General features: G+C 68.6%; 21 protein-coding genes and 3 pseudogenes. 6 read left to right on the forward strand and 18 right to left on the reverse strand.

Going from position 1 to position 26,536, the window contains the following annotated elements:
* Positions 1-17: 17 nt before the first annotated feature.
* The 10 genes and pseudogenes from AC4BEG_RS29315 to shc all read right to left on the reverse strand — a co-directional run bounded on the left by AC4BEG_RS29315 (position 18) and on the right by shc (position 12,066).
* On the reverse strand, positions 18-578 hold the full coding sequence (locus AC4BEG_RS29315) for an integrase core domain-containing protein (RefSeq protein ID WP_490702710.1): 561 nt from the start codon (positions 576-578) through the stop codon (positions 18-20).
* Positions 579-627: 49 nt separating this feature from the next.
* A pseudogene (locus AC4BEG_RS29320) lies at positions 628-1,864 on the reverse strand (IS256 family transposase).
* A 381-nt stretch (positions 1,865-2,245) separates the two neighbouring features.
* The gene (locus AC4BEG_RS29325; protein WP_490702711.1) at positions 2,246-2,551 is read right to left on the reverse strand and encodes an integrase; all 306 of its coding nucleotides are present in this window, start codon (positions 2,549-2,551) and stop codon (positions 2,246-2,248) included.
* Positions 2,552-2,728: 177 nt separating this feature from the next.
* Positions 2,729-3,798 (reverse strand): annotated as a pseudogene (locus AC4BEG_RS29330) (integrase core domain-containing protein).
* Positions 3,799-4,821: 1,023 nt separating this feature from the next.
* On the reverse strand, positions 4,822-6,069 hold the full coding sequence (locus AC4BEG_RS29335) for a flavin-dependent oxidoreductase (protein WP_490702712.1): 1,248 nt from the start codon (positions 6,067-6,069) through the stop codon (positions 4,822-4,824).
* A 10-nt stretch (positions 6,070-6,079) separates the two neighbouring features.
* On the reverse strand, positions 6,080-7,426 hold the full coding sequence (locus tag AC4BEG_RS29340; protein WP_490702713.1) for a cytochrome P450: 1,347 nt from the start codon (positions 7,424-7,426) through the stop codon (positions 6,080-6,082).
* The gene (locus AC4BEG_RS29345; RefSeq protein WP_490702714.1) at positions 7,423-8,514 is read right to left on the reverse strand and encodes a polyprenyl synthetase family protein; all 1,092 of its coding nucleotides are present in this window, start codon (positions 8,512-8,514) and stop codon (positions 7,423-7,425) included. The genes AC4BEG_RS29340 and AC4BEG_RS29345 overlap by 4 nt, the downstream gene beginning before the upstream one ends.
* A 1-nt stretch (position 8,515) precedes the next feature.
* Positions 8,516-9,418: a prenyltransferase gene (locus AC4BEG_RS29350; protein ID WP_490702715.1), complete on the reverse strand. Its 903-nt coding sequence runs from the start codon at positions 9,416-9,418 to the stop codon at positions 8,516-8,518.
* Positions 9,415-10,158: a class I SAM-dependent methyltransferase gene (locus AC4BEG_RS29355; protein ID WP_490702716.1), complete on the reverse strand. Its 744-nt coding sequence runs from the start codon at positions 10,156-10,158 to the stop codon at positions 9,415-9,417. Before AC4BEG_RS29355 ends, AC4BEG_RS29350 begins: the two co-directional genes overlap by 4 nt.
* Before the next feature lie 15 nt (positions 10,159-10,173).
* On the reverse strand, positions 10,174-12,066 hold the full coding sequence (gene shc / locus AC4BEG_RS29360) for a squalene--hopene cyclase (protein ID WP_490702717.1): 1,893 nt from the start codon (positions 12,064-12,066) through the stop codon (positions 10,174-10,176).
* Between the two features lie 118 nt (positions 12,067-12,184).
* Between shc and AC4BEG_RS29365 the strand changes: the two genes are divergently transcribed.
* Positions 12,185-13,339, forward strand: coding sequence for an FAD-dependent oxidoreductase (locus tag AC4BEG_RS29365; RefSeq protein ID WP_490702718.1), 1,155 nt, complete (start codon positions 12,185-12,187; stop codon positions 13,337-13,339).
* Between the two features lie 429 nt (positions 13,340-13,768).
* Here AC4BEG_RS29365 and AC4BEG_RS29370 read toward each other — a convergent pair whose 3' ends face one another.
* The 3 genes from AC4BEG_RS29370 to AC4BEG_RS29380 all read right to left on the reverse strand — a co-directional run bounded on the left by AC4BEG_RS29370 (position 13,769) and on the right by AC4BEG_RS29380 (position 17,065).
* Complete coding sequence (locus AC4BEG_RS29370) at positions 13,769-14,329, reverse strand: enoyl-CoA hydratase-related protein (protein WP_490702719.1); 561 nt, start codon at positions 14,327-14,329, stop codon at positions 13,769-13,771.
* A gap of 510 nt (positions 14,330-14,839) precedes the next feature.
* Positions 14,840-15,115 (reverse strand): hypothetical protein, encoded by a 276-nt coding sequence (locus AC4BEG_RS29375; protein WP_490702720.1) that lies wholly within the window; start codon positions 15,113-15,115, stop codon positions 14,840-14,842.
* A gap of 474 nt (positions 15,116-15,589) precedes the next feature.
* Positions 15,590-17,065, reverse strand: a complete 1,476-nt coding sequence (locus tag AC4BEG_RS29380; RefSeq protein ID WP_490702721.1) for a tyrosine-type recombinase/integrase — start codon at positions 17,063-17,065, stop codon at positions 15,590-15,592.
* Between the two features lie 304 nt (positions 17,066-17,369).
* Here AC4BEG_RS29380 and AC4BEG_RS29385 point away from each other — a divergent pair, with 304 nt between their 5' ends.
* On the forward strand, positions 17,370-17,912 hold the full coding sequence (locus AC4BEG_RS29385; protein ID WP_490702722.1) for a class I SAM-dependent methyltransferase: 543 nt from the start codon (positions 17,370-17,372) through the stop codon (positions 17,910-17,912).
* Positions 17,913-18,069: 157 nt separating this feature from the next.
* On the opposite strand, the pseudogene AC4BEG_RS29390 reads toward AC4BEG_RS29385, so the two are convergent.
* A pseudogene (locus AC4BEG_RS29390) lies at positions 18,070-19,347 on the reverse strand (IS701 family transposase); the annotation flags it as partial.
* A gap of 77 nt (positions 19,348-19,424) precedes the next feature.
* Here AC4BEG_RS29390 and AC4BEG_RS29395 point away from each other — a divergent pair.
* Complete coding sequence (locus tag AC4BEG_RS29395; protein WP_490702723.1) at positions 19,425-20,252, forward strand: helix-turn-helix domain-containing protein; 828 nt, start codon at positions 19,425-19,427, stop codon at positions 20,250-20,252.
* Positions 20,253-20,478: 226 nt separating this feature from the next.
* Here the strand turns inward: AC4BEG_RS29395 and AC4BEG_RS29400 are convergent, their stop codons facing one another.
* The 4 genes from AC4BEG_RS29400 to AC4BEG_RS29415 all read right to left on the reverse strand — a co-directional run bounded on the left by AC4BEG_RS29400 (position 20,479) and on the right by AC4BEG_RS29415 (position 23,782).
* Positions 20,479-20,871 (reverse strand): hypothetical protein, encoded by a 393-nt coding sequence (locus AC4BEG_RS29400; RefSeq protein WP_490702724.1) that lies wholly within the window; start codon positions 20,869-20,871, stop codon positions 20,479-20,481.
* Between the two features lie 332 nt (positions 20,872-21,203).
* Complete coding sequence (locus AC4BEG_RS29405) at positions 21,204-21,392, reverse strand: YbdD/YjiX family protein (protein WP_490702725.1); 189 nt, start codon at positions 21,390-21,392, stop codon at positions 21,204-21,206.
* Entirely contained in the window at positions 21,389-23,509 is a 2,121-nt protein-coding gene (locus AC4BEG_RS29410; RefSeq protein ID WP_490702726.1) for a carbon starvation CstA family protein, read from the reverse strand. Before AC4BEG_RS29410 ends, AC4BEG_RS29405 begins: the two co-directional genes overlap by 4 nt.
* A 48-nt stretch (positions 23,510-23,557) precedes the next feature.
* Positions 23,558-23,782 (reverse strand): DUF3311 domain-containing protein, encoded by a 225-nt coding sequence (locus AC4BEG_RS29415; protein ID WP_490702727.1) that lies wholly within the window; start codon positions 23,780-23,782, stop codon positions 23,558-23,560.
* A gap of 169 nt (positions 23,783-23,951) precedes the next feature.
* Here AC4BEG_RS29415 and AC4BEG_RS29420 point away from each other — a divergent pair, with 169 nt between their 5' ends.
* Genes AC4BEG_RS29420 through AC4BEG_RS29430 form a run of 3 tightly spaced genes read left to right on the forward strand, consistent with a single transcriptional unit; the run spans position 23,952 to position 26,457 of the window.
* Entirely contained in the window at positions 23,952-25,523 is a 1,572-nt protein-coding gene (locus AC4BEG_RS29420; protein WP_490702728.1) for a sodium:solute symporter family protein, read from the forward strand.
* Positions 25,520-26,155: an RNA polymerase sigma factor gene (locus AC4BEG_RS29425; protein ID WP_490702729.1), complete on the forward strand. Its 636-nt coding sequence runs from the start codon at positions 25,520-25,522 to the stop codon at positions 26,153-26,155. The genes AC4BEG_RS29420 and AC4BEG_RS29425 overlap by 4 nt, the downstream gene beginning before the upstream one ends.
* Positions 26,152-26,457, forward strand: coding sequence for a hypothetical protein (locus tag AC4BEG_RS29430; RefSeq protein ID WP_490702730.1), 306 nt, complete (start codon positions 26,152-26,154; stop codon positions 26,455-26,457). Before AC4BEG_RS29425 ends, AC4BEG_RS29430 begins: the two co-directional genes overlap by 4 nt.
* Positions 26,458-26,536: the final 79 nt, after the last annotated feature.

The following is a 26,536-nucleotide window of genomic DNA, read 5'->3' on the forward strand; positions in this document are numbered from 1 at the left end:
TGCGATGACCTGTGTGTCTACGCCGCCCGCTCGTACTCGTTGATAAGGCCTCCGAGAATCGGTCGGCGCTTGATCCGCTCGTGCGAGAGGTCGGCGATGGGATGGTCGGGTCGTGGCGGGCACAGCCGTTGTCCGCGGTGAGGCCGCCGCCCGTTGTAGTGGTGGGCGTACTCGTCCAGCACGGTGCGCAAGTGGTGCCGGCCGAAGATGAGCATCCGGTCGGTGACCTCGGATCGAACGGTGCGCACGAACCTCTCGGCGTACGCATTCGCTCGCGGGCTTTGAGGCGGGATCTTCACAGCCTCGATGCCCGCTCCAGCCAGGACCGCGTCGAACGCTGGGGTGAACTGACCGGCCCGGTCTTGTACAAGAAACGTGAACTCGGCAGCACGGTCGCCGAGATCTGCCATAAGGTTTCGGGCTTGCTGCGTCGTCCATGGGCCGTCCGGACGATCGGTGATACCAAGGATATGCACGTAGCGAGTACCGACTTCCATCGCAAACAATACGTACAGTCGGTGCAAGGTGATTGCGCAGTCGACGTGGAAAAAGTCGACGGCGAGCATGGACGAGGTCACGTCCGCTGGAGTGGTGTATTGACGGCCACTCGGTGATCTCGTTTTGAGGCTACGCGGTGAGTTCGGTGGGCAGGGCGGTCTCGTCGGATTCTGACTCGATCGGGTGGAGGCGGGCCTTGGCCAGCAGGTCGAGTCCCATGTAGCGGCGGGCCTCGGTCCACTCGTCGTTCTGCTCGGCCAGCACCGCGCCGACCAGCCGGATGACGGCGGTGCGGTCGGGGAAGATACCGACCACGTCGGTGCGACGCCGGATCTCCTTGTTCAGCCGTTCCTGTGGATTGTTCGACCAGATCTGCCGCCAGATTTCACGCGGGAACGCGATGAAGGCCAGCAGGTCGTGCTGGGCAGTGCCCAAGTGGGCTGCGGCTTTGGTGAACTTGGCATCCAGGGCGTCCAGGACGTGTGCCATCTGGGCCCGGACCGCGTCGGTGTCGGGCTGTTCGAAATGGTCCGCAGTAGCGGGGCGACCCAGGGCTGGGCGGACTTGGGAACCTGGCTGAGCAGGTTGCGGGCGTAATGCGTGCGGCATCGCTGCCATGACGCGCCGGGCAGCACGGCGCCGATGGCGTCGATCAGGTCGGCGTGGGCGTCGGAGATGACGAGCTGAACACCGGACAGGCCGCGGGCGATCAGCGAGCGCAGGAAGGCCAGCCAGCCGGCGCCGTCCTCGGCGGTGGCGACGCCCAGGCCGAGGATCTCGCGGTGTCCGTCGGCGTTGACGCCGACCGCGATCAGCGCGTGGACGTTGATGATGCGGCCGCCCTCGCGGACCTTCTGGGTCAGCGCGTCCACCCAGACGAACGCATACGGGCCGGCGTCCAGGGGCCGGTTGCGGAAGGCTGCCACCTGCTCGTCCAGGTGCTTGGCCAACGAACTGACCTGGGACTTCGACAGCTGGGTGACGCCGAGGGACTCGGCGAGCTTCTCGACTCTGCGGTGGAGACGCCGAGGAGGTAGGCGGTGGCGACCACGGAGATGAGGGCCTGCTCGGCCCTGCGGCGGCGTTCCAGGAGCCAGTGCGGGAAGTAACTGCCCTGGCGCAGTTTGGGGATGGCCAGTTCGACGGTGCCGGCCCGGGTGTCCCACTCGCGCGGGCGGTAGCCGTTGCGGTGGTTGACGCGTTCGTCGCTGACCTGCCCGTATTCGGCGTTGCAGAGGGCGTCGGCCTCGGCGGACATGAGTGCGTCGGCGAATGTTTTGATCATCGCGCGCAGGAGATCGGGACTCGCCGCGGCCAGGTTGTCCTCGGCGAGGGCGTGCAGCGGCAGACTGTCAGGTGCGGTCATCGTGCTGATCTCCTTCGAGCTTCGACAACTCGAAGATCAGCCGGTGGCCGTTCTTGTATCCGGACACTCACTCCGACGCCGGGACAAACGCCCGGATCAGGCGGGAGCCCGTACACCACTTCTCAGGACGCAACCCATGGACGAGGCCTTCGTACGGAGGAAGTGCCGCCATGTGGTGTCGGTCTGCCGCTGGGGTGCTGGGGGTGTCTTCAAGCGGTTGAGGACTCTGCGGATCGTCGAAGCGCCCACGCGATGGCCGAGCTTGAGGAGCTCGCCCTGGATGCGTTGGTATCCCCATGAGCCGTTTTCCAGGGCAAGTTGTTCGATGAGCGTGGCGATCGCCTCGTCGATCGGCGGGCGGGCGGCGTGGTTCGGGTACGTTCACCTCTGTGCCACCAGTCGGCGGTGCCACCGCAGAACCGTGTCGGGCGTGACCAGACGGTGTTGTCGCAGCGCCCTGGGCAGCTGTCGGATCAGAGCTGCGAGGTAGGCGCGGTCGGCCCGGTCAAAGCGTGGCTTGGGGTTCGTGCGGCGCAGTACCGCGACCTCGTGCCGCAGGACCAGTAGCTCGATGTCCTTGGACCTGGAAGAACGGCTGAGCAGCACGAGCCGGCCGAGCAGCCGGGCGAGGATCAGATAGAGCAGACACAGTCTGAGAGCATTCCCGGCCCGCGATGCTCTATCCATCGCTGCTGGTCACGCAGCCGGCCGAGTTCTGGAACCCCACAGGGCTCTCGGTCCGGCCTTTGCCAGGGTGTCGACCAGGCGGGAGACCGTCGGGTCGGAGGCAACCGGCCCGAACACGTCCGGCTCCGCTCGCAGCATCCCGACATCGTGTGGGGCTCGAATAATCGTCGCTCCTGGTCAAGCGGCATAGCTGTACTCGTTGATCACGCCGCCGAGGATGCGGGCACGCAGGACTCGTCGGCTGGCTGGTTTCAGGACCGGAGGTGGTTGTTGGTGGGCTTGGGGAGGTAGTTGGTGTCGGCGGTGTGCGTTGTAGTGCCTCTGGTATTCGGCCAGGACGTGGCGGGCGTGAGCTTCGTCGAGGATGAGTATGTGGTCGAGGGTTTCTCGGCGGAGGGTGCCGATCACTCGTTCGCAGTGGGCGTTGGCTTTGGGTGCGCGGACCGGTGTCTTGATGATCTCGATGTCCTCGGCCTGGAATGCGGCGTCGAAGGCGTTGGTGTACTTGCTGTCGCGGTCTCGGATGAGGAAGCGCAGGGAGTCCATGCGTGTGGCGAGGTCGGTGGCGAGGGCGGGCTTGCTGGGTGGTCCAGGCCGCGGTGGGGTGTGCGGTGACGCCGGCGATGTGCAGGCGCCGGGTGTGGTGCTCGAGGAAGATCAGGGCGTATAGGCGTTGCAGGCTGATGGTGTCGATGTGGAGGAAGTCGCAGGCGATCAGACTGGTGGCCTGGGCTGAGAGGAACTCGCCAGGTTGGGCCGGCGCGGCGTGGTGCGGGGTCGATTCCTGCGGTGTGGAGGATCTGCCAGACGGTCGAGGCGGCGATCGGGTGTCCGAGCCGGGCCAGTTCACCTTGGATCCGGCGATGGCCCCATCGGCTGTTCTCGCGGGAAAGACGCAGTACGAGGTTCTTGACGGCGGCTTGCGTGGGTGGCCGTCCGGGACCGCGGCGTTGTCGGGAGTAGTCCCAGCGGTGGGCGACGAGTTTGCGGTGCCAGGCCAATAGCGTGCTGGGCGTGATGGGGAAGACCTTTGCCCAGCGGCGGCGGGGGATCAGCGAGGACAGGGAGGCGAACCACAGGCGGTCCGCGGGTCCGTACCGTACTCGCCCTTGTAGTTGGCGTCGTAGCACGGCGTTTTCATGTCGCAGGACGAGAAGTGCGGCCTCCTTCGAGGTGTCCCGCCGTAGAAGCACCCTCGGGACGGCGAGAAGGCGTCGAGTCACCTGGTACAGAAGCGACACGATCATCCCATCATGGTCGCAGCTCTCTGCACGCCGGGTGGGGCGTTTGACCAGCAGCGATGAATAACCGAGCCCCACAAGGTTGCGGGCGAGTTGGGTGCCCCATGCACCGGTGGGCTGGGTGGTGACGCCCAGGACGTGGATGCGCCGAGTCTTGATCTCCGTGGCGAAGAAGACCTAGAGACGCTTGAGGAAGACGGTGTCCACGTGCATGAAGCCGCAGGCGAGCAGCGTGTGGGGCTGGGAGCGGAGGAAGGTACGCCACGTCTGCTGGATGCGCGCTGCGGTGCGAGGTGGCGTCGAGAGGCACGAGTGCTGTCCCTGACGATGGTCGGATCGGGGTCGGTGATCGGCCTGCTGCCCATTGCCAGCCCAGTGATCGCCTCCGAGGTGAAGTTTCCCCGTGATCCTGGACACTCTTCTACGCTGCGAGTGTTTGGTCGTTGCGGAACCGCTGTCGTGTTTCGTGGGGTGTGAGGTACCCGAAATGAGGGTGCTTGCGCAGGCGGCGGAGGAGGGCGCGGTGCCAGCGCAGCACGGTGTCCGGTCTCACCAGTAGCCGGGGAAGGTGGTGGAGCAAGGCGGCGAGGAATGTGCGGTCCACAGGCGTGAAACTGGGGCGGGCTCCTCGGAGCTGACGCTCCAGCGCGGCGAGTTGGTGCCGCAACGCCAGGATCTCCACGTCCTTCTCTCTACTGCCCCTCGGCAGTAGCCGTAGCACGGTGAGGGGTTCGTCATCCTCAGATAAGCCAGGCGCAGCAGCACGATCGACCATCATGCCCATCGACGCCCTCCCTCCCTGGTGGTTAAACAGCGCCATCCATCCTTGACCTGTGCGGATGGACTTCTCGGCACCCCACAAGGTCGGCAACGGGCGCAGTGGTTCCTCTTCTGCCATGGTTGAGCGGCGGGCCGCTGCGCTCCGGCGTCGTGACCAGCACGAACGAGGTTTCTGGCACGTTCAGCCCTGGCGCTGGGGTACGCCGCCTGAGCACCGCGCCAACGGGGCGCCGCCCATTGACGAGTCGCTCAGTGGAACCTGCCCGGCGACGTCGACCAGGAGTGCCTCTCGTTGAGCCCTTCGGCCGTGCAGCCGGCCAGCCGCTTGTACTCCCTCGACACGCTCTCCGCCCGTTCCCGGGGCAACTCCCCGCCGAAGTCCTCTGCCAGCGCGATGATCTTCTCGGGGCCCAGCTGCCGGTTGGCCAGCACCAGTCGGTTCAGCGGCTCCCGGCGCATGGCCTCGTAGCGCAGCAACGCCCGGGCCGGGTCGGACTGCCGCGTGAGGCACCAGGCCAGCACCCGGGCGTCGACGATCGACTGCGATCCGCCGTTCATGCCCATCGGGAACATGGGATGCGCCGCGTCGCCGAGCAGCGTGACCCGGTCGAAGCTCCACCGGGGGAGCGGATCCCGGTCGAGCATGGGGTATTCGTAGATTCCCGTGGACTCGCCTATCAGAGCGGGCAGATCGATCCACGGCAGCTTCCAGTCGGACAGCTGCCCGAGCGCCTCGCTCGTCCGTATCGGGCGGTTGGAGCGGTCGAGCGTACCCGCCCCCTCCTTCTTGCGGATCTCCAGCACCCAGTTCATCAGCGCGTTCCCGCCCTCGGCCGGAGGGTCGACGATGGGATAGGCGACGAACTTCGATCCTGGTCGGCCCCCCGCCACCACGATCGTGCGGCCGCCGAGGACGTGCGGGTACTCGCTGACGCCACGCCACATGTGAACGCCGTTCCAGTGCGTGAGCCCCTCGCCGGGGTGTAGCTGAGCCCGTAACCTGGAGTCGATGCCGTCCGCGCCGATGAGCACGTCGGCCTCCTCGACGCACTCCGCCCCCGATCGGCGGTCCACGAAGTGGGCGCGCACGCCGGCCGGGCGCTGCTCGAAGCGCTGGAACGACATACCCGTGCGGACGGCGTCCTCGCCCATCCGTTGCCGTACCGCCGCCAGCAGCATCATCTGCAGCTGCCCGCGGTGCACCGAGTACTGCGGCCAGCGGTAGCCGGCGATGATGCCGAGGGGCTCCGACCACACCCGCTCGCCGGCCCGGTCGCAGTAGAGCAGCTCCCTCGGCGGCAGGCCGATCGCGGCCAGTTCGTCGCCGAGTCCCAGCTCGGTCAGTTCGCGTACGGCGTGGGGCAGCAGGTTGATGCCGACGCCGACCGCGTGGATCTCGCGGGCGGACTCGCGGACGAGCGGGCTGAACCCCGCCGTGTGCAGGCTCAGAGCGGTGACGAGACCGGCGATCCCACCACCCACCACGATGATTCTCACTTGTCCCCCATCACGTTCGGCGTCGCACGACAACGGGAACGCCCCGGCGGGGCCGCATGGCCATGATGCTGGCCGGGGTCACTTTCCCCGCCAGCCGCAGTTCGGTCCGCCGCAGCAGCTCGATCAGGATCGTCTTCAGCTCGGCCGTCGCGAACGGCGAGCCGATGCACCGGTGCGCGCCGCCGCCGAAGGGCAGAAAGGTGGACGGCGTCGCCGGGCGGTGCCCGGGGTGCCCGGGACTCCAGCGCTCGGGCAGGAACTCCGTTGCCTGAGGCCACACCTCGGGCATCCGGTGAGTGACGTACGGGCTGATGGCCAGACGGCAGCCGGCCCGGATGGTGTGGCCGGCGAACTCGAAGTCCTGGGCCGCGACCCGGGGCAGGACCACGACCGGCGGGTGAAGCCGCAGGGCCTCCTGCACGACCGCGTCCACATAGGGCAGCCGCTCCAGAGCTTCGCCGGTGAGCTCGGCGTCCCCGAGGACGGAGTCGACCTCCTTGCGGGCGTCGTCCCACACGCCTGGAGTGCGGAGCGTCGCGTGCACGGTCCACCCCATGGCCGCGCTGGTTGTCTCGTACCCCGCGACGATCAGGCTGATCACCTGGTCCTCGAGCTCGCGGTCGCCCAGGCTGCGCCCCTCGGAGTCCCGGGCGGCCAGCAGTATCCCCAGCCCGTCGCCTCCTTCGGCCTCGCAGCCTCCCGCTCCCGCTGCGCCCGGTCCTCTGGCGCGACGGCGGCTAATCTCGGCTTGCACCCTGGCTGCCACCTGCCGACGGGCTTTTTTCGCCTTGGCCGTCATGGGGTTGGGAATCCCGGTCAGGAAGAGCTGCATGCCCAGGGGAAGGTCCGTGGAGTTGAGCGCGATCTGCAGCCGTGCTCCGATCATGTGGTTGTCCGTCGCCAGCGGGGCGCCGTAGAGAGCCTCGACCGTATTGCGGCGGATCACCGAGCGCAGCGCCTGGTAGAGATCGATCGTTTGGCCGCTCTCCCAGGTCTCCACGGCCGCCGCTGTGTTCCGTGCCATCAGGCGTACGTACGCGTCGATGCGCCGCCGGTGGAACGCGGGGAGCGTCAGATGACGTCGCCTCTGGTGGTCGGGGCCGTCCGTGACGAGCAGCGCGGTGTCGCCCAGGACGGGCAGCATCACCTCGAACGAGTCGCGCCAGGAGAAGAGCGAGGGGTTGGCGAAGACGAAGGAGTTCGCCTCCGGTCCGAAGACGAAGGTCGTGCGCTGCGAACCGTATCCGACGCCCACCACGGAGCCGTGGGCACGGTACGCGTCCATCATCCCGGTGAAGGGGTCGAGAGCGAACTGGAGCACCCGACGCGGGGAGAGGCTGGGCATGGTCTGGCTCATCGGCCGTCCTCCGGCGAGGAGCGGTCCGTGCCGCGAACGTCCGACTGGTGCGGGCGAGGGCTGACCAGTGCGTCCATCTCTGGGAGCAGCAGTCGCATGGTGCGCAGGATCCGTTGGGACGCGTCGCAGAACGCGCCGTCCAGAGAGTCGAGTTCGTCGAGAGACTGCCGCAGATGCTGATTCGCGGTCGCGACGGCGGTCGCCACGGATCCGCTGTTCTCCAGGACCCGGATCGCCTCCGCGACTGCCTCTGGGCCGGCGCCCGGCCCGATCAGGGGACGCAGCCGGGCGCCCGCCCGGCGCAGCCCATGGATGACGGGCAGGGTATAGACGCCGTGCGACAGGTCGGCGCTGTGGGGTGTGGCGCCCACCGGTCCCGCCGGGGGCCGAAGGTCGCATACGTCATTCCAGATCTGGAAGGCCACACCAAGTTCGTACGCGTACAAGGCCAGCACCTTGGTCTGGCGGCTGCTCGCACCCGCCGTCAGACCGCCCAGCAGGGCGCTGAGGGAGAGCAGCTCGGCGGTCTTCCCGGAGATGGAGGCCATATAGCTATCCACCGAGCGTTCCGGGCGTCCGGCGTCGTGCAGCTCCATGAGCTGGCCCACGCAAATGCGCTGCGCGCACCGGACCGCAGCCCTGGACTCCTCCGTGCCGAGCGAGGCGGCCTGCCCCAGAGCGGTGGTCAGCAGATAATCGCCAAGGACGAGCGCCACATCGTCTCCGTAGCGCGCATTGGCCGTGGCCCGCCCGCGGCGCTCGGCGGCTTGGTCGCACAGATCGTCGTGGTGCAGCGTGGCGAGGTGGAGCGTCTCCACGGCGGCCGCGGCGGTGACGGTCCGCTCGGACGTGGGCGTGTCACCGGCGACGAGATACGCGGAGGTCAGGGTCAGGCTCGGCCGCAGGTACCGGCCTGGGCGCGCCGCGAGATGGCGCAGCGCCTCGTCGATCCGCCGGTCGCCTGTCGTGAGGGATTTGAGCACTCTGTCGTGGACGCGGGCGAGATCGCCGCGGAGCGCGGGGAAATCCTCGGCGAGCCCGGCCGACGTCGCGTCCTGGGCCCGGGGCGGGCCGCTCTCGGCGCCCATCTCAGAGCCACGCTCCGACCGAGAAGAGCACGAAGTCGGTGATCATCAGGTGGTAGAGCCAGGCCCAGGAGATCATCTCCGGCCCGATCCGGGACCGGGAGACGGACCACACCAGGGCAGCCGCCCAGGGCAGGGTCACTGCGGGGAGCAGGACGGCCGCGGAGTCCAGGCGGAGCGCCAGGGCGAGGACGACGAGGTAGAACCCGAGGAGGCAGCAGGCGTAGAGGGCCTTGGTCACCGCGGGGCTGACGACGTGAGGGAGCGTGGTCTTCCCGGCCGCCCGGTCCTTGTCGACGTCCCGCGCGTTGTTGTGCAGCATCAGCCCGGCGAAGAGGAACCCGGGGCCCAGCGACGCCAGGACGATGGTGCCGTCCACGCGCCCGACGTTCAGCCAGGCGAGGATGAGGGTGACGCCGGCGCCCGTCACAACGAAGTCGAGCAGCTCGCCCATGGCCCGGTGGCCGAAAGGCCGGGGCCCGCCCGCGTAGCTGAAGTACGCCAGGTAGCACAGGGCGATCAGCGGTAGCAGCCACAGGCTGGTGGTGATCGCGAGCACGGCGAGGCCGACCCAGGCGACGCCGAAGCAGGCGAGGCCGACGGCATGCAGTCGCCGCATGTCCAGTCCCAGGGCGAGCGAGCTCTGCGGTCGCACGCCGTCGGGCTGGTCGAGCCCGCGTACGTAGTCCTCGTAGTCGTTGATGAATCGCCGTCCGGCGCAGTCGGGCACCAGGATGAGGAGGGTCAGCGCGACCCGCCAGGCCGACAGGTCGCCGCTGTGGTGGGCAGCGGAGATCGCGTACGCGCCCTGAAGGACGATGACGAGGAGGAGAGGTGGTCCCGAGGCGACGATCCAGGCGGCCAGGGTGGGCTGACGCGCTCCGGAGGCGGCTTGTGCCGACGTCATGCCCGCCCCCTTTCGCCGGTTACGGCGAGCTTGGTGCCGGCCGCCTGGAACATGACGTTGGTGGACTTCGTCGTGGCCATGCGTACGGTTCCCTTGCGACCGAAGAACCAGGGGATAAGGTCGGTGGCCCGGGGCCAGAGCCCGTACATCCGCAGCGGGACGCCGTGGTGTTCGGCCGCCAGGGCCAGCCGGATCCGGTCGATGAACAGCCTGTGGTCGTGCGTGCCCTTCAGCGCCATGCCCGGCAGCGGTAGATTCTCGGTGAGCGTCACGATGAGAACTCGCGCCAGCAGTGTGTCGGCGATGGTGTCGAGCAGCAGGAATCCGCCCGGCCGCAGAATCCGGCAGCATTCGGCGACCACAGCATAGGGTTCGTCGAAATGCTCCAGGCACTGGCCCGCCACGACGACGTCCACGCTCCCGTCGTCGAAGGGAATCTTGGTCACATCGGTGTGGACCGTCTCGTCGACGCCGTGCGCACGGGCCACCTCCAGCGACCGCTGGGACTGGTCCACGCCGATGTGGCGGTAGCCCTTGCCTTGGATGTGGGGGTGGAGCAGGCCGCCGCCGCAGGCGACGTCCACCAGCGTGGCGCCCGGTCCGGCGGCCGGCGGAATCATCTCGCCGCGTTTCGCGGCGATCCAGCTGAGCGCGGTGAAAGGACCTCGCGGATTCCACCATTGGTCCGCCAGGTCGTCGTACTGAGTAAGATCGTTGGCGGAGACGATCCTTTTCTTCATCTGTCCCCCTCAGAGTTATCGTGAATAACGCCCCATTGCCATGACCGGATACAGCTGGCGGTACATGGGGTAGCTCATGTAGAACTGCCGGGGCAGGACGGTTCCGGTGAACGTCTCCTCGTCCCAGCTGCCGTCCGCGTTCTGCGTCACGGCGAGCCAGCCCAGGGCGCGCTGGACGCGTCCGTCCCCGGCGGCGACGCCCGCCGCGTGCAGGGCGAGCAGGGCCCAGGCCGTCTGGCTGGGTGTGGAATCTCCTCGTCCGTGCAGCGCCGGGTCCTCGTAGGACCGCGAGTCTTCGCCCCAGCCGCCGTCAGTATTCTGACGGCTGGTCAGCCATAGGACGGCCCGTCGCACGGCGTCGTGGTCTTCGGGGACGTCGGCGCGGCGCAGCGCGGTGACGGCCGAGCCCGTGCTGTAGAGGTAGTTGACGCCCCAACGCCCGTACCAGGAACCGTCCTTCTCCTGGTGGGTCAGGAGCCACCGCACGGCCTGGCGCACGCGCGGGTGGTCTTGCAGCCCCTGGGCGGCCAGGGCCTCGAGGGCGTGGGCGGTGATGTCCGGGCACGGCGGGTCGGTGAGCTCGGTGAAGTCGAGAGTCGCCAACTTGCTCGCGATCAGGGAGGTGTTGTCGGCGTCGTATGCGGCCCAGCCGCCGTCGCCGCACTGCATCGTCAGCAGCCAGTTGATGCCTCGGTTGATGGCGCCGCGTCGGGCCGCGGCCGCCTCCGGGTCCTCCGGCTGCACCCGTGAGAGGGCCTCGAGAACGACGGCGGTGTCGTCGCAGTCCGGATAGCTCTCTTCGACGAACCCGACCGACCAGCCGCCCGCCGCGCTGCCCGGCCGAGCCACGGCCCAGTCGCCGTAGGCGCGGACCTCCTGACCCGCCAGCCAGTCGGCGGCCCGCAGCAGCGCGGGATGATCCGCCGGAAGTCCGGCGTCGAGCAGCGCCCAAACGCACAGCGCGCTGTCCCACACTGGGGTGGGCATGCAGTTCATCCGGCGCATCGCCCCCTCGGGCGATTCCAGCCACACCGCGAAGCGGTCCAGGCCCTCGAGGCCCCGCTGGATCTCTGGATCCTTCGCGTCCTTGCCCGCTGCGTACAGCCCCAGCAGGCAGAAGACCGAGGCGACGTTGCACGCCAGCCACGCGCCGTCCGCCTCCTGCCGGTCGAGGATCCACTGGATGGAGCGGCGGACTGCGCGCCGCCTGAGGGGGCCGGGAGAAAGGCGGTTGAGGCTGCGCGCGCCCTGGTCCAGGAGCTGCGCGACGCGTGGAGGGGAGGATGGGGAGTGGTGCCGGGCGTCCGTCGACTTGCCCCCGATGGAGTGGAGTTCGTCCAGCCGGAAGCCCGGGTCGACGACCGGCCGCCGGTCATGGACCAGGCCCAGCGGCACGAGGGCGAGCCGGGTCCACGTGGAGAGCTTGTACAGTGACATGGGCGCCGCGGGCGGCAGCAGGACGACCTCTGGCAGGACCGTGGGCACGCTGTCCCAGGAGCCCTGGCCGAACAAGGCCAGCCAGATCTTGGCCTCGAGTCGGCAGGATTCCAAACCACCCTGTGACCTGACAAATTGGGCGGCCTCCCGCATATGGGGAAGCTCGGGCTCGTCTCCCGATAGGCGGAGCGCGAGGTAGGCCTCTACGGTGGTCGAAAGGTCGCCGGGCCCGTGCGGATAGATCGTCCAGCCGCCGTCCGGGGACTGCTGCGACCGAATCCAACGGGCACTCGCGGACACCGTCTTCTCGTCGCGTACGCCCAGGAGTTCGCGGATGAACACGTCGACGGCGTCGACCATGACGTTGGCGTCCGGGCAGCGCGACCACCAGCCGTCCGCGTCCTGCATGGCCAGCAGCCGGTCGATGCCGCGTTCCAGGACCAGCTTCGTATCCGGGGTATCCAAGTGCATAGACCCACTCCTGACATTTTGTCACCAAAGTGGTACACATGTGCCGGTCCGACAGTGTAGGCAGGACGATTCACTTCTTTCCAGAAGGCCTCATCGGCCGCAAGGGAGGCTGAGTGTCTTGAAACTTTTGGTGGTCGGAGCCGGGGTCGGCGGCCTGGCCGTCGCGCGCGGAGCACTCGCCGCAGGCCATGACGTGCGCGTCTTCGAACGCGCCGAGGAGCCGCGCACCACGGGCGCCGCCATCACCGTCTGGGCCGGAGGCGTCGGAATCCTGCGCGAGTTCGGCGTGCGCCTCGACGAGGCCGGCGCCCGAATCGATAGCATCGACGCCCGAACCGACGCGGGAGAACGCCTCTACACGATCGACGTCCTCACGTCGACGAAGCGACTGGGCCACGAGAGCCTGACCGTCCCGCGCCGGTCGCTCCTGGAGCGGCTGGCCGAAGGTCTGCCGTCCGGGACCATCGAGTACGGCCGGAGCTTCAACCGCTTCACCGACGACGGGAAACGCGTCACGATCACCTTCGCGGACGGCTCCACGGCCACCGGGGACGTACTGATCGGCGCCGACGGCCACCGCTCGGCCGTCCGTCGGCAGCTCTGGGGGCACGACCCCACGGCGCCCGCCGGGTGGGCCACCTGGCAGGGCCTCGGGACCTTCCTCGCCGATGTCACCGGCCCCCACCGCGGGATCATGATCAACGGCCGTGACGGCTTCTGCGGCCTGATGCCGGCAGGGGAGGGCCTGCTGCAATGGTGGTTCAGCTGCCCGTGCACCACCGACCGCGGCGGCCCGCACCTGCCGGCGCTGCGCCGCCGCTACGGCGCCTGGGCTGATCCGGTGCCGCTGGTGCTGGAGAAGGTTGACGAGGCGGAGATCGAAATGTTCCCGCACTACACCCACCGCGTCCCGCCCCGATGGGGCACAGGCCGCGCCACGCTGGTCGGCGACGCGGCCCACACCATGCCGCCCGTCGTCGCGCAGGGCGCCAACCAGGCCCTTGAGGACGCGTGGGTGCTCACCGGACGCCTGACCGAGACGACCGCCCGCGGCCCCGACGGCACGGCCGATACGCTCCGCGGCTACGAACGCACCAGACGCCGCAGGGCCGCCCCGATCGCGCGGCTCGCCGCCACGGAGTACACCTACCGCTACCGACCGCCGGTGATCGATCGGCTGACTCCCAGCCCTGTCGTGAGCTGGGCGTACGGCCACTGGCTCACACAGACCAGCGACTACCTGCGCGGCTCGGGCCGACGGAGGACCCGCTGAGCTTGGCGTCTATCGCCTGTGGCCGCGGCCTCGAACTTGCTGGAGCTTTCGGCTGAGTGTCAGACATGGAGAGTGTGTGGGTGCCGATACGTCATCCGTGCAGTTCGGGCTGCTCGCTGGTATGCGTGGAGGATTCGGCCGAGTCGGTCTCGTCTGTGGACTTCCAGGTGGGCGAGCCGGGCTCGTTGCGTGTTGGGTGTGGGTAGCGCGCGACAGGGAGCGGCTTGTTCCAGGGCTCTGTGCGGGCGGTGTTCATTGTAGAAGGATGCGTACTCACGCAGGGCGTGGAGAAGGTGGCTCTGGTTCCGGATCGGGTCCGGTCCAGGAGTTCGGTGTGGCAGGTCTGTATCCAGCGCTCCATGAGCGAGTTCACCCGCGACGTGGCGCCACCGGGATCCGCCGGGGCGGGGGCACGGGTCAGCGGCCCTGTCAGTGGGGCGAGCGATTCTCCGCGAAGGCGTGGGCGCCTTCCTCCGCGTCCTGGGAGGCCAGGACGGGGGTGACGAACTGGTCCTGCTCGCGCAGGGCGTCCCCGTCGCGGAATGCGGTCCGCTCGTTGACGACGCGTTTGACGGCGGCGACGGCGAGAGGGGCGCGCACGACGCGGTGGGCGAGCTCCAGGGCCCGGGTGAGGGCCTCGCCCGGCTCGGTGAGGTGGTTGACGAGACCGAGCCGCTCGGCACGTTCGGCGGGCAGCGGGTCACCGGTGAGGAACAGCTCCAGCGCGATGTTGCGGGGGATGCGCTCGGGCAGGCGCACCATGCCGCCCTCGGGAGGCACGATGCCGTAGGGGACCTCGGTCTGGCCGAAGGTGGCGTCCCGGGCAGCCACGATCATGTCGCAGGCGAGGGCCATCTCGGTGCCGCCGCCCAGCGCGTAGCCCTCGACGGCGGCGATGAGCGGGGTCTTGATGTCGGTGCGGGTGATGCCCCCGAAGCCCCGTCCTTCGATGACGGGTGTGTCGCCTCTCGCGAAGGCCTTGAGATCCATGCCTGCGCTGAAGACGCCTGAAGGGTGTCTTTATTGCCGCGCGGTGGTTGACCGGAGCTTTTCGTTCGCCTAAGTAGGGCACGATCACTGATCGTGGGTCTGCGACTGCTCTACCTGATCTTCTGCCGACTGCTGGGCGGCCTGCTCTTGCTGGGCCGATCGACCGCCGCGAGCAACGCCGAGATCCTCGCGCTTCGCCATGAGGTCGCTGTCCTGCGCCGGGCAGATCGAGCGCCCGCGGCTCTCATGGGCCGATCGTGCGGTGCTCTCCGCTCTCGCGCGGCACCTTCCACCCGTCTTACGCCGCCACCGGCTGGTCACCCCGGGGACACTGCTGGCCTGGCATCGCCGTCTGGTGCGCTGGAAATGGCGCCAAACCCCTGTGGGCGCCGGAAAGTGCCTCTTTGGTCGGAGCACAGGATCAGACGAAGGTCGTGTTCACATCTGGGGAATCCCCGTACGGGCGATCATGTTCGGCGAGTGGTTCAAGGGCAGGTACGAAGCACAAACTCAGAACGGAACGGTCAGCTCTGCCTCGCGCAGTCGAAGCAGTGCCCTGCCCATACATTCGGCGACCGAAGCCCCGTCAGCCCGCAGTCCACTGGCCAACGGACCACCGCTGGCGGCAAAAGTCCACGCCGGCCGGCCTTCCCGCAGGCGTTCCGCGTCGACCCGGATCATGGCTCCCACACCCTGCTCGCCGAGCCGTTCCAAGATGAGCAGCGTCGCATCCTCAACACCGCTGTCAGGATCGAGCTTGGGCCACCGCCCCCTTGCCTTGGTCATGGCCACAACCCTACTGAGCGTCCTATCGAGCCCGATTACGCGTTACGAAGGCCGGGCCGACCATAAAGAACAAGGTCAGTCCGGGTGACATAATTTCCGGCACCCACGGGGTGACGAGCACGACTGCGTGGCCCCGCTCAGCGAGGGGCCACAGGCCGGCGATCTCCGAGGCCGCCGGCCGCGGGGTCGTGCCCAACGGCCGGTTCACCCATGGACTCCGTCCGACGATCCGGAGACGTCAGCTGAGGGCCGCTTGGACTTGCTCCCTCACGTTTGGGCACAAGCGGCAGCGTCGACGTTGTGGATCAGATGCTGCTTGGCTTCGGTCGGTCCGCACAGGGGTACCTTTGATCGGTGTTCGGTGGTGGGCGGTGTGTCAGGCGGATGCGAGGGCTTCGGCCGGTGGGGTGCGCGCGGCCCGGGCCGCTGGATACAGGCCGGCGCATGCTCCTATCACCGCTGCTGGGCTGGGGGTCAAGGGGTCGCAGGTTCAAATCCTGTCGTCCCGACCAGCGTTTTCGCAGGTCGGAGGCCGTTTTTCCAGAGATGGGGAAGCGGCCTTCTTCGTGTTGTGCGGCGCGGTGGTCGCAGGGTGGTCGCACGCACGCCTTGAGGTGTGGAGGCGTTGGGTGAACTGGCGGCGGGGGCGGCGAAATAGGGCAGCGTGAGGCGTGCCCGGGGCGCGTTCGGGTGGTCGCGGTGTGGTCGCAGCCAGGCGGGCCAGTGGGGGTGGCGGTCGACGCTGGGGTCGGCCTCGGTCAGAGCGGCGTCGATGGCGTCCACGGCGTCGTGGGCTGCTTGCTGGGTGAGGTGGCTGTAGAGGTTCGCGGTGGTGGAGAGCGTGGAGTGACGCAGGGTTTTGGAGACCACGGTGAGTGGGGTGCCCGCGGTGATGGAGAGGGTGGCGGCGAGGTGCCGCAGGTCGTGCAAGGTGATGCGAGGGACGCCTGCTTCCTTGGCTCGTCGGCGGAAGCGGTCCAGGACGGTCTGAGGCCGTAGTGGTCGGCCGTCGGGTCGGCAGAAGACCAGTCCGGTGAACGGATCGTCGGAGCGGTCGGACCGCACTGACTCCGGGGCTTGGGCTGCGCGACGGTGTGTGAGCGCGGCTGCCATGCGCGGCGAGATGGCGACCCTGTTCTTGCTGCTGCGGGTCTTGGGCGAGGTGACGACGCGGGCGTTGTTGATGGCCGAGAGGGTGTAACGGACGTAGAGCACCTGTTCGTTGAGGTGGACATCGTGCCAGTGGAGGGCGAGGGCTTCTCCCTTGCGCATGCCGGTGCCGATGAGGAGCTCGCACAGGTCGGCGATGAGTGGGTCGGTGTGGTGGCAGTAGCGCAGGAATCGGGTTGCTTCCTCGGCTGTCCAGATGCGCCGCTCGGCGGTGGGTGGTCGGGGCAGGACGGAGGGGCGTGCGGGGTTGTGGGTGAGGCGGTGCTGGCGGACGGCGTCGCCCAGGGCGCTGGAGAGGGTGGCCAGGCATCGGTAGACGGTTACTTGGCCGCGGCCTGCGGCGAGCTGGGTGTGAGCGAATCCGGCGATGTGGCGGTGGCCGAGATCGTCGAGCTTGAGTGTGTCCAGGTCTGGGATGAGGTCGCCGGTGACGTAGTCGCGATAGCGGGCGAGAGTGGTGGGCTTGAGCACGTAGGCCTTCGTCTCCAGCCAGGCGGTGAGGTAGTTGGCCACGGTCTGGTTGGGGTCGCCGTTGAATCCGCCGGCTTCGCCTTCGAGGATGCGCTGCAGAGCGGTCCGGGCGGCGTCCTGAGTGGGGAAGCCGCTGCGGCGGATGGTGGTACGGCGGTGGTCGGGGGAGGGGAGGTCGACGGCGAAGGTCCAGCTTCCGTGGTCACGATCGGTTGCCAGTCGTGGGCAGTGGGTTCCGGGCTGGTGGCGGTGTGCGTCGCGGCACCCGCAACGGCGGTAGACACGTCCGCGGTCGACAGAGGAGCGCATGAGGATCGCCTCTTGGGAGTGATGCAATGTGCCGACGATTCCAGTCTCCGCCGCGGACACACCATGCGATCACCTCAAGCCTCATAGGCGTCTGACCTGTGTGTTCCCCTTGTCGTGGCGACAGGTGCGGTAGTGCGGCAGTTGATGCGTGGCGGATGATCAATGCAGAATAGTGTGCCAAGCGTCTCCATTGAGGGGGCTGAGTCGGGCTGACCGCAGCTTCCTCGGGCGGGTTCCGGGAGCGGCCAGAGGCGTTCGCTGCCCGTATCGTCGCGCGCGCCCATGCATGTGACACTCTGGCCGCATGAGGTGGAACGGTGACGAGTACCAGTCGCGGTTTGACCGCATCGCCGCCGGAGGAGGGGACATCCACGGTGAAGCTGCGCTGGTCCGCTCCTTCGGGCCTACCACGGTCCTTGATGCGGGGTGCGGCACCGGCCGGGTGGCCATCGAGCTGGCCCGTCACGGGATCGAGGTGGCGGGCGTGGACATCGACGATTCGATGCTTGCCACCGCCCGGCGGCTGGCCCCGGAGATCCGCTGGTACCAGCAGGATCTGATCAACCTCGACCTGGGGTTGTCCTTCGATGTCGTGGTGCTGGCGGGCAATGTCCCCCTGTTCACCCCGCCGGGAACGGAACCGGCCCTGGTGGCTGGGGCGGCGGCCCACGTGCGTCCGGCCGGCCGTCTCGTCGCGGGTTTCGCCCTGGACCGCGGTTACACGCTGGACGACTACGACGCGCACTGCCGTGCGGTGGGACTCACCATGGAAGCCAGGTACGCGACTTGGTCCCGCGACCCATACACCGACGGGAAGTATGCCGTTTCCGTGCACGGAAAGCCCTGAGCGCCCACTAGCTCTAAAACTGACGGAGGTTGTTGACAGGTGGGTCTCTGATTCCTAGTAGTGCTTGGTCAGGTTGATATCGGTTCCGGCATGTCTTGGTGACAGGTGGGGCAGGCGCCGGTCCAGAGCGCGAGGAGTAACTGCAGCTCGCGGGCGACCTGGTAGAGACTCGGGCCGACGCCGTCTCTTTCGGGGAGCGGGTGATGCGCTGGAGGGTGCAGAAGGCGTGGGCGACGGAGACGAGGGTGACGTGGTGGTGCCAGCCTCGCCAGGTGCGGCCTTCGAAGTGGGCCAGGCCCAGGGCCTGCTTCATCTCGCGGTAGTCGTGCTCGATGCGCCAGCGCAGCTTCGCGGTGCGGACCAGGGTGGCCAGCGGGGTGTCGGCGGGCAGGTTGGACAGCCAGAACTGGACGGGTTCGGGCTCGGTGGCGGGCCATTCGGCCAGCAGCCAGCGCACCGGCAGTTCCGGGCTGCCGGCGGCCTTGCGGATCTCGCGTCCGGCGGGACGCACCCGCAGGGCCACGAAGCGTGAGTGCATGCGTTTGAAGCCGCTGCGGCCGCTGCCCGGGCGGGAGCCTTCGCGCCACTGCACCGGCTTTGCGGCCTGCTTGCCGGCCGCGATGACCAGCTTCTTCACCGTCTGGGCAGGCTCGGGGTAGACGGGCTGAGGCCGGGGGCCTCGACCGCCATAAGGCGGGGTATGCGGCCGTGCCGCTTCCGGCTGGGCGGTGGTCGTGGTGGAGATGCCGACCGCGTAGCTGAGGCCGTGTTCTTCCAGGCCCAGCCGGAAGGCTGCCGTATCGCCGTAGCCGCCGTCGGCAACGACGAGCGGGACCTCGATGCCCCACGACCTGGTCTCGTCGATCATGTCCAGGGCCAGCTGCCACTTCTCGACATGGCCGACCTCTTCAGGGATGCCGCACTTGGTGCGGCGGGCCACCTTGGCTCCATCAGCCTTCGGTGAAGCGGGGTCCCAGCTCTCGGGCAGGAACAACCGCCAGTCGACAGCCGCCGACGCACTGTCGGATGCCAGGTGCAGCGACACCCCGGCCTGGCAGTTGGTGACCTTGCCGGCGGTGCCGGTGTACTGCCTGGCCACACACGCCGACGCATCCCCGTCCTTGAGGAAGCCCGTGTCATCGACGATCAGCGCGGTCGGCTTGATCACCTGCTGCATCCGCCATGCCAGGCGGGCCCGCACATGCGCCGCCTCCCACGGGCTGGTGGTGATGAAGTGGGCCAGGGCCTGCCGGTTGCCGTCCTCACCCAGCCGGGCGGCCATCGGCTCCACCGACTTGCGCCGCCCCTCCAGCAGCAGGCCCCGCAGATAGACCCCGCCCCACCGGCGCTGATCCGCCCGCCCGAACGAATCGAACATCTCCGCCGCGAAGTCCTCCAGATCACACCGGACCGCAGCCAACTCCCCACCCATCACACCCAGTCAACGACGCACCAATCAGACGGACACGCCACCAGCGAATGAACCTGACCAAGCACTACTAGGAGGCCTGCATGACCGAACGGGAACTGCAACGGCATACCCGGCATCGACTGGCGGTGCTGTGGCACGTCGAGGAAGTCAGCGGCAGTGTGGCGGCGACTTGCCGCTACTACGGGATCAGCCGTCAGTGCTACTACCGGTGGCAGCGGCGGTATGAAGCCGAGGGCCTGGAAGGGCTGAAGGAGCTCCAGCGCCCCGCACCACATGCCCACCCGATCCCGGTGCAGCGATTCGTCGAGCGGGTGCTCGGCGCCACCGTCGCGCCGTACTTCAACGAGATCGCGGCCGCCGCCACGGTCTCGGAGTTTCTGCGCACCTACGCCGAGACGCGCACCGACCTCGCGGCGCAGGTCCGCAACGCCCTGCAGGCGGCCGGTATGGAGGCCCGGCTCACCACCCTGGGCGAATTCCGGGCCGAGGACGAGGCGCTCCACGACGCCCTGAAGCGGACGTTCGAGGAGCAGCAGAGGGGCGAGCTGCTCATCCAGGAGCGGGACAACGCGCGGCTCGAGGCGGAGATCGACGAGGAGCGCCTGCGGGTGGAGCGGCGCCGCGCCGCCCTCGAACTCGACGCCGAGATCGGGGCACTGGGTCGGGACAACGTCGCGATGATCCACATCATCAAGGCGATTTCGGGTATGCAGGTGCCCAACTACATCGGGGGCGGGGACATTTCCAGCTACATTGAGATGCTGCCGATGTCGGCGGTGGCCAAGATGATGGACCGGGTGAAGGCGCTGCGTACCGAGCAGCAGCTGGACGGCGGCGAGCCGCCGCGGCTGACCAAGGGGGAGGACCCGTTCCCCGAGACCCACGGGGGCCCGGCGGCTGGGGAGTGAACCGGCCCGGTGGTTTTCAGGGGCAGGCGGGCTGTACCGGGGGAGGGGAGAGTGAGTGGGGCGTCCGGAGAAGCCGATCGATCCGCAGGACGGGTGCGCAGGACCTACAGCTGGCGCGCGGGAATCCTGCGCCCCGTGCGAGCATCACCGGGCACCGGCGTCTGCCGGGGTCAGGAAGGCCGAGGGCACCCCTTTGACGGCCGCTCTGGCCCTGTCTCGCGGGGCATCAGGTGCGGCCCCGGTCCCTCCAGTAGAGGAACGTGTCGACGGGATCGGGGACGAGGTCCCACGGGTACAGCGTCATATGGCGGCCGATGCGGCGGAAGGCCCGGGCCGCCTCGGGAAGGCGCTGGGTGCGGGTCAGGGCGAAGGCGAGGAGGTTGAGGTCGGCCATGTCCTGGGCGTGCGGGGCGGCGGGGGTGTCGAACCAGCGGGTGAGTGCGGTGTCGATCTCCTTGGCGACGTGGGGGCTGTGCCAGTGAGTGCCGGCGCCGATGGCGTCCGGGCTGTCGGGGCGCAGGCGGTGAGCGAGCTGCTCGGTGCGGGCGGCGAGTGGGAGCATGGCGAGGGGCGAGCCGTGCGGTGCGGTTTCCGCGGCGCTTCTGGCGAACTCGTCCATGCCGATGAGGGATCCGCATTCACGAGGGGAGATGTAGCGCAGGAGTTCGTGATGTGCGCAGCGGTTCGTGGGATCTCGTGCGGCGATCTCATTCCAGACCGGCCTGGCGTGCCGTACCGGTATGCGCATGGCGCGCAGCAGGGACAGCAGCGCGATCCAGGGAGTGGGGTCGGCCGGGAGGGGCGGATCTCGGCGAGGGCGCGGCGCAGGTCGCGGTCGTCGAGTTCGGGGCTGAAGCGGACCTTTCGGATCCGGTCTCGGCGTCGCAGCATCTGGGGTCCTGGAGGGGAGGGGGTGCCGCGCTGGGACAACGGCGCGGCACCCCGGGTCGGTCAGCAGCAGCGGCTGCTCGGGTGGGTCTCTCGGTGCTGTGTGCGCAGCTGCTCGTACTCCCGGCGGGTGGGGACGGGGGCGTATGGGTGGTTGCGGCGGTGACGTTCGCAGTAACGGTCGTAGGCGGTCTCGCCGGTGAACTCCCGTACGTACCAGCGCAGTCCGTCCAGAACGTGACGGGGCGTCATTCGCGCACTCCGGCAAGCTCCTTGCGGTGTCCCGGCACCGGTGCTTCGATCTGCGAGGCGACGTACGGCGCCTCCGTGGTCGGCGGCAGGGCAGGCGAGCGCAGAGTGCGGACGCACACCACGGCCGCGTTGGCGATCACGATCGCGACCAGCAGGAGGAAGACGGCGATGAGGGCGCCGTCGACGGTGGAGTTGGTGACCACGGTGTGCATGTCATCCATGATCTTGGCGGGAGGAAGGACGGTGCCGGCGTCAATGCTGTCGGCGTACTTCTGCCGCTGGGCGAAGAAGCCGACGCGCGGGTCGTCGGAGAAGATCTTCTGCCAGCCGGCTGTGAAGGTGACGGCGACCACCCAGGCCAGCGGGACGGCAGTGACCCATGCCCAGCGCAGCCGTCCGGACTTGACGAGGACGGTGGTGCAGACGGTGAGGGCGACGACGGCAAGCAGCTGGTTGGCGATGCCGAAGAGCGGGAAGAGCTGATTGATCCCGCCGAGCGGGTCGGTGGCACCGGTGTAGAGGAAGTAGCCCCAGGCGGTCACGACCAGTGCACTGGTGATCCAGATGCCCGGCTTCCAGTTGACGCGGCCGATCGGCTTCCAGACGTTGCCGAGCATGTCCTGGAGCATGAAGCGGCCCACCCGGGTGCCCGCGTCGACCGTGGTGAGGATGAACAGCGCCTCAAACATGATCGCGAAGTGGTACCAGAAGGCCTTCATCGCGGCGCCTCCGAAGACCCCGGAGAAGATCTCCGACATTCCGACGGCGAGGGTGGGCGCACCGCCGGAGCGGGCGATCAGCGTCTGCTCCTCCACCGCCTTGGCGGCGGCGGTCAACTGGTCGGGAGTGATGGAGAAGCCGAGGCTGGCCACCGCCTGGGACGCGGATTCGGCGGTGGTGCCGAGCAGCCCCGCGGGGGCGTTCATCGCGTAGTACAGGCCCGGGTCGAGGACCGCGGCGGCGATCAGGGCCATGACGGCTACGAAGGACTCCATCAGCATCGCTCCGTAGCCGATCATCCGTACCTGGGATTCCTTCTGGATCAGCTTTGGGGTGGTCCCGGAGGCGACCAGGGAGTGGAAGCCGGACAGAGCGCCGCAGGCGATGGTGATGAAGAGGAAGGGGAAGAGGGAGCCCGCGAATACCGGTCCGGTGCCGGAGGCGGCGAAGTCGCTCACCGCGTCCGCCTGGAGCGTGGGCGCCGCCACCAGCACGCCGACTGCCAGCAGCGCGATGGTGCCGATCTTCATGAAGGTGGAGAGGTAGTCGCGCGGCGCGAGCAGCATCCACACAGGCAGGACGGACGCGACGAATCCGTAGCCGGCCAGGCAGAAGACGAGGGTCGTGGGGCTCCAGGTGAAGGCGTCCGCGAGTGAGGAGTTCTCGATCCAGCCTCCGCCGACGATGGCGAGGAGCAGCAGCGCGACACCGATCAGGCTGGTCTCGGTGATCCGTCCGGGGCGCAGGTATTGCAGGTAGAAGCCCATGAAGAGGGCGATGGGGATGGTCATGGCAACTGAGAAGGTGCCCCACGGGGAGTGGGCGAGGGCGTTGACGACGACCAGCGCCAGCACACCCAGCAGGATGATCATGATGACGAAGACGGCGATCAGCGCGGCCGCCCCGCCGACCTTGCCGATCTCCTCGCGTGCCATCTGGCCCAGGCTCTTGCCGTCACGTCTCATGGACAGGAAGAGCACCACCATGTCCTGCACCGCCCCGGCGAAGATCACGCCGACGACGATCCAGATGGTCCCCGGCAGATACCCCATCTGGGCCGCGAGCACCGGCCCGACCAGCGGCCCGGCCCCGGCGATCGCCGCGAAATGATGGCCCAGCAGCACCCGGCGGTCGGTTGGCTGGAAGTCGACCCCGTCCTCCAGCCGCTCGGCGGGGGTGGCCCGGCTGTCGTCGAGCTTCAGCACGCGCCGGGCGATGAAGTGTGAGTAGAAGCGGTACGCGATGGCGTACGAACCCAGCGCCGCAGCCACCAGCCAGACGGCAGAGATCTCCTCGCCGCGGGCCAGGGCCACCATGCCCCAGGCGACGGCCCCGAGGAGGGCGATACAGGTCCACAAAATAATGGATTTCGGACGCGCGTGGGTGATTTTGGGCATGGCGGATCCTCGCCTCGGTGGGTCAGGAGAAGGCTGAAGGGGAAAGCGTCAGGGTTGGGGCGGACGCCGGGTCAGCAGATACGCCGCGAGTAGGGTGAGGCTGCACCCCGGCACCCAGGCGAGCTGGTACCAGTAGAAGAACGGCACCCCAGCCAGCTGCGGCCGGTCCTGTGAGTACCAGGGCACCCAGAGCAGGGCGACCACGGGAGCGACGAGGCAGACACCGGCCGCGACCCGGCGCCAGACGTGGTAAGGGGGTGCGATCCGTACCACAGCGCCTCCTCGTTCCTGTCGGTCTGTGCAAGAGTTGCCGATGTCCGCGATTCGGTTGACAGCAGATTTCCAAGAAATTTCCCCGGAGTTCCTGTCATCGCAGCCGACTTCCCGCGCAACTCGTATGCGACAGGGATCGCGCACCCCAGGACACCAAGGACGGTGACCGATGATCGAAGGCCCCATGGCCGCGGCGTTCCTCGCCGTCATCGGCGGTGCGTCCCTGCTCGCCGTCACCGCCCGCCGCCTGCATACCAGCGATGACCTGCCCTCCCTGGAGGTCTGGGCGCTGGCCGACCGGAGCCTCGGCACCCTCTGGACGTGGCTGCTGCTGGGCGGCACGATCTTCACCGCGTACACCTTCGCCGCCGTACCCGGCCTGGTGTACGGCAACGGTGCGCCCGCCTTCTTCGCCCTCCCCTACACCGTGATCGTCTGTCCGCTCGCCTTCATTCTGCTGCCCCGGATGTGGAGCGTGGCGCGGGACCACGGATATGTCACCGCAGCCGACTTCGTGCGCGGACGCTACGGTTCTGCACCGCTGGCCCTGGTGGTCGCGCTCACCGGCATCCTCGCCACGATGCCCTACCTTGCCCTGCAGCTCCTGGGTATCCGCGCCGTGCTCACCGCGGGCGGGCTCTACCCGAGTGCCGTCACCGGTGACCTGGCGATGGCCGCGGTCTTCGCCGGTCTCGCGGTGGCGACCTACCGGCACGGTCTGCGCGCACCCACCGTCATCTCCGCGCTCAAGGGCGTGGCGGTCTTCGGCTCGGTACTCGCCGTCAGCTGGCTCGTCCTGGCCCGTCTTGGCGGCCCCGGGGCGGTCTTCGACCAGGCTGCCCACCGGCTCACCGGCCCGGACTCCGGCGGCGCCGCCCTCGTCCTCACCCCTGACCAGCAGCCGGCCTTCGCCACTCTGGCCCTGGGTTCGGCGCTGGCCCTGCTGATGTACCCGCACGTCCTCACCGCCGCCTTCGCCGCCTCCGGTCCGCGTGTCCTGCGCCGGGTCGCCGTCGCCCTGCCCGCCTGGACCGCGCTGCTCGCGCTGTTCGGACTGCTCGGCATTGCGGCGCTTGCCTCGGGCGTCGAGGCCCCCGAGGGCGGCGCCGAGGCCGCTGTCCCCATCCTGGTGAACCGCCTGATGCCGGCGCCGCTGGCGGGTGTGGTCTTCGGCGCGATCACCGTGGGGGCGCTGGTCCCGGCCGCCGTCATGTCGATCGCGGCCGCGACCTCGTTCGTACGCAATGTGTACGCCGAGTACTTCCACCCCACCGCCACCCCCAAGCGTCAGGTACGCATCGCCAAGACCGTCTCCCTCACTGCGAAGGCGGGAGCGGTCGCGTTCGTCCTCGGGCTGCGGGACCAGGACGCCATCAACCTCCAGCTCCTCGGCGGCGTCTGGATCATCCAGATCTTCCCCGCGGTGGCCATCGGACTGTTCACCCGCCGGCTGCATCACCGGGCACTGCTCGCCGGATGGGCCGCCGGGATGGTGTGGGGCACGGTCATGGTCGTACGCGAGGGCTTCTCACCCGTCGTATCACTCGGCCTGCCCGGCATGTCCGGCCATCCCCCGGAGATCTACGCGGGACTGGCCGCCCTGATCATCAACCTGGTGATCGCGCTGACCGGCACCGCGGTATTGGACTGGATCGGCACACCCCGAGGCACGGACTCCACCGCACTTTCCCCCTGCCTGAAAGTCAGGCACCAGCCCGGGACGGGAGCGAGCAACTCATGAGACGCACCATCAAAACCCCGGCTGTCCCGCGGCCCGCGGGACAGCCGGTGGTGAACGGCGGCGCTGCCGATGACGCTGCCAGGCCGGGCCGGACGGCAGCGCCGGCTCCTGCGTCTCCCTCGGCCTCGGCCGACCCGGTCGGCCAGGAGCGGGAGGCGGCCGTCGCCCGGCTCTTCGACCAGCACTATGCCTCGATGCTTCGCCTCGCCGCGCTGCTGGGCGCCGACGACCCCGAGAATATCGTGGCCGAGGCCTACTACCAGATTTACCGAAAGTGGCGGAAACTTCGCGATGCCGAGTCCGCGGAGGCGTATCTGCGCTCCACCGTCTGCAATCTGACCCGCATGCGCATACGCCATCTCCAGGTCGTCCGCCGGCATTCCGAGGTCTCGCCGGCCGACCCGGTCACCTCGGCCGAGAACTCGGCTCTGCTCCGTGACGATCAGCAGGTGCTGGTCAACGCTCTCGAGCAACTGCCCACCCGGCAGCGCGAAGCCCTCGTGCTGCGCCACTGGCTCGGCCTCAAGGAAAGCGAGATCGCCGCGGCGATGGGCATTTCGGCAGGATCGGTAAAGACCCACACCGCGCGCGGCCTCGCCGCTCTCACCCAGGCGATGGAGGCCCGGCGATGACCACCACCCCGGGCGCTCCCGGCACCGAGAAGCAACTCCGCGAGACCCTTGAAGCCCTCGCCCACCAGGTGCAACCCGCCCCCGACGCCTACCGCACCGCCCGCGGCGACTGGCTCCGCCGAGAACGCAGGCGCCGCCTGGTCCTCGCGGTCCTCATCGCGGTCGTCTTCGCCCTCGCCGTACTGATCGGCCTCTGGGTCCTCAACCAGGCGCCCTCCGGCTCCGGAGCGATCTTCACCGGCGCCCACAGCCCGGCCGGCTCAGCACCCCACCCGCCGGTCCGGCCGGTCATCAGCCCATGAACGTGTAGTGCGTATGGGGCGATGGCAGGCCTGAGGTTGATCCGTTTTGACGGACATTCGAGATCAGGGTTCTGCCCCG

Source organism: Streptomyces sp. JLBJ103 (assembly GCF_058215575.1).

Excerpts from the sequence above, each read along its gene's own strand:
- AC4BEG_RS29345 (WP_490702714.1), bottom strand. The coding sequence starts at position 8,514 with ATGGGCGCCGAGAGCGGCCCGCCCCGGGCCCAGGACGCGACGTCGGCC.
- AC4BEG_RS29355 (WP_490702716.1), bottom strand. The coding sequence starts at position 10,158 with ATGAAGAAAAGGATCGTCTCCGCCAACGATCTTACTCAGTACGACGAC.
- AC4BEG_RS29410 (WP_490702726.1), bottom strand. The coding sequence starts at position 23,509 with ATGCCCAAAATCACCCACGCGCGTCCGAAATCCATTATTTTGTGGACC.
- AC4BEG_RS29380 (WP_490702721.1), bottom strand. The coding sequence starts at position 17,065 with ATGCGCTCCTCTGTCGACCGCGGACGTGTCTACCGCCGTTGCGGGTGC.
- shc (WP_490702717.1), bottom strand. The coding sequence starts at position 12,066 with ATGCACTTGGATACCCCGGATACGAAGCTGGTCCTGGAACGCGGCATC.
- AC4BEG_RS29395 (WP_490702723.1), top strand. The coding sequence starts at position 19,425 with ATGACCGAACGGGAACTGCAACGGCATACCCGGCATCGACTGGCGGTG.
- AC4BEG_RS29325 (WP_490702711.1), bottom strand. The coding sequence starts at position 2,551 with ATGGATAGAGCATCGCGGGCCGGGAATGCTCTCAGACTGTGTCTGCTC.
- AC4BEG_RS29385 (WP_490702722.1), top strand. The coding sequence starts at position 17,370 with ATGAGGTGGAACGGTGACGAGTACCAGTCGCGGTTTGACCGCATCGCC.
- AC4BEG_RS29340 (WP_490702713.1), bottom strand. The coding sequence starts at position 7,426 with ATGAGCCAGACCATGCCCAGCCTCTCCCCGCGTCGGGTGCTCCAGTTC.
- AC4BEG_RS29425 (WP_490702729.1), top strand. The coding sequence starts at position 25,520 with ATGAGACGCACCATCAAAACCCCGGCTGTCCCGCGGCCCGCGGGACAG.
- AC4BEG_RS29400 (WP_490702724.1), bottom strand. The coding sequence starts at position 20,871 with ATGGACGAGTTCGCCAGAAGCGCCGCGGAAACCGCACCGCACGGCTCG.
- AC4BEG_RS29375 (WP_490702720.1), bottom strand. The coding sequence starts at position 15,115 with ATGACCAAGGCAAGGGGGCGGTGGCCCAAGCTCGATCCTGACAGCGGT.
- AC4BEG_RS29350 (WP_490702715.1), bottom strand. The coding sequence starts at position 9,418 with ATGACGTCGGCACAAGCCGCCTCCGGAGCGCGTCAGCCCACCCTGGCC.
- AC4BEG_RS29430 (WP_490702730.1), top strand. The coding sequence starts at position 26,152 with ATGACCACCACCCCGGGCGCTCCCGGCACCGAGAAGCAACTCCGCGAG.
- AC4BEG_RS29370 (WP_490702719.1), bottom strand. The coding sequence starts at position 14,329 with ATGGATCTCAAGGCCTTCGCGAGAGGCGACACACCCGTCATCGAAGGA.
- AC4BEG_RS29420 (WP_490702728.1), top strand. The coding sequence starts at position 23,952 with ATGATCGAAGGCCCCATGGCCGCGGCGTTCCTCGCCGTCATCGGCGGT.
- AC4BEG_RS29405 (WP_490702725.1), bottom strand. The coding sequence starts at position 21,392 with ATGACGCCCCGTCACGTTCTGGACGGACTGCGCTGGTACGTACGGGAG.